2 protein-coding genes are annotated in these 1,267 nt (G+C 31.5%); one reads left to right on the top strand and one right to left on the bottom strand.

All coding sequences use genetic code 11. The annotated features are described in order from the left end of the window. Positions 1–64: 64 nt before the first annotated feature. Positions 65–598 (top strand): hypothetical protein, encoded by a 534-nt coding sequence (locus tag HG1285_RS00995; protein WP_050777714.1) that lies wholly within the window; start codon positions 65–67, stop codon positions 596–598. Positions 599–731: 133 nt separating this feature from the next. On the opposite strand, the gene HG1285_RS01000 is transcribed toward HG1285_RS00995, so the two are convergent. Next, positions 732–1,267 (bottom strand): shikimate dehydrogenase (locus HG1285_RS01000; protein ID WP_008289505.1); only part of this gene is annotated, 536 nt, incomplete at its 5' end.

The following is a 1,267-nucleotide window of genomic DNA, read 5'->3' as shown; positions in this document are numbered from 1 at the left end:
TTAAGGACTGGAAGAAGACCTAAACATTTACACATCACTGCCTATAAAACATGTATCAGCTTATATGCTTACAGCTTATGAAGATACACCACTTGGTTCTATGGTATTAGACAATAAATATAATTTACCTGATGAAGAAACCACCACCCAAATGTTCAAACTTATAGATAATTATCTTGAAAGCAAAGGATTTTACAGGTACGAGCTTTCAAATTGGGCTAAAAATGGTTTTAAGTGCAAACATAACCTTTTTTACTGGACTGATCAGTATTTTTTAGGTATTGGAGTTTCTGCATGGTCTTATATTGGTAATAAAAGATTTGGAAATACTAAAAATTTAACAGAATATTTTGAGATGGTATATAAAGGTGAAAAGCCTGTAAAATTCAGAGAGACTTTATCTGAAGAGGACAGTCGTTTTGAGAAAATTATGCTTGGACTTAGGCTAAAAGAAGGAATAGATGTCAATTTTATAAAAAATAAAGAAATTTTAAAAGAACTTGAAAAAGAAGGTTTTGGTATTATTAAAGAAAATAAATTTTCACTGACCCAAGACGGATTAATGCTTATAAATCAAATAATTACAAAACTTTTTTAACTATGATTTTTTTCACAGCTATTTCACATTAAGGTTGTAAATTATATATAACTGAAGCAGCCACTGAAGCCGATGTTTTTTTTCTCAAACCTCCTCCCTAATTTGCCCCTGTCCACCCCCGCAGGGGCCATTTTTATTTTAATAAAGCTTTCTTCATTATTTCAACAGGTGCTTTTTTACCAGTCCAAATTTCAAAAGCTTTCGCACCTTGATATAAAAGCATTGGAAGGCCGTCTTGATATTTACATCCCTTTTCCTCGGCAGTTTTCAGCAGTGGAGTTTTTTTATAAATAATATCAACAACTGTATGTTTTGGCTGTATTTTTGAATAGTCAAAAAGTGGTTTATCATCTTCATGAAGTCCAACAGATGTTGTGTTTATTATAACGTCCACTGATGGAAGTACACAGCATTCTATTTTATTGTAAGGTATCGGCATTATAATTTCATCAGCAAACTTAGTTAAAGATTTAAAGTCTTCTATAATTTTTGAAACTTTTTCTAAAGTTCTGTTAGCCTGATATATTTTATTTACCCCTTCTTTTAAAAGTGCATAAACTACAGCCCTTGAAGCTCCTCCAGCACCTAAAACCAGTATATTTTTACCTTCTAAATTTGGCTCTAACTCTTTTAAACCTCTAATAAATCCTTCAGCATCAGTGTTATATC

The sequence above is a fragment of the Hydrogenivirga sp. 128-5-R1-1 genome (genome assembly GCF_000171895.1).
Note: the sequence above shows the minus strand (reverse complement) of the source record. Positions and strands in the feature narration are given on the sequence as shown.

What these genes read in the sequence shown, in the direction of transcription:
- HG1285_RS00995 (WP_050777714.1), top strand. Translation starts at nt 65, where the DNA reads ATGCTTACAGCTTATGAAGATACACCACTTGGTTCTATGGTATTAGAC.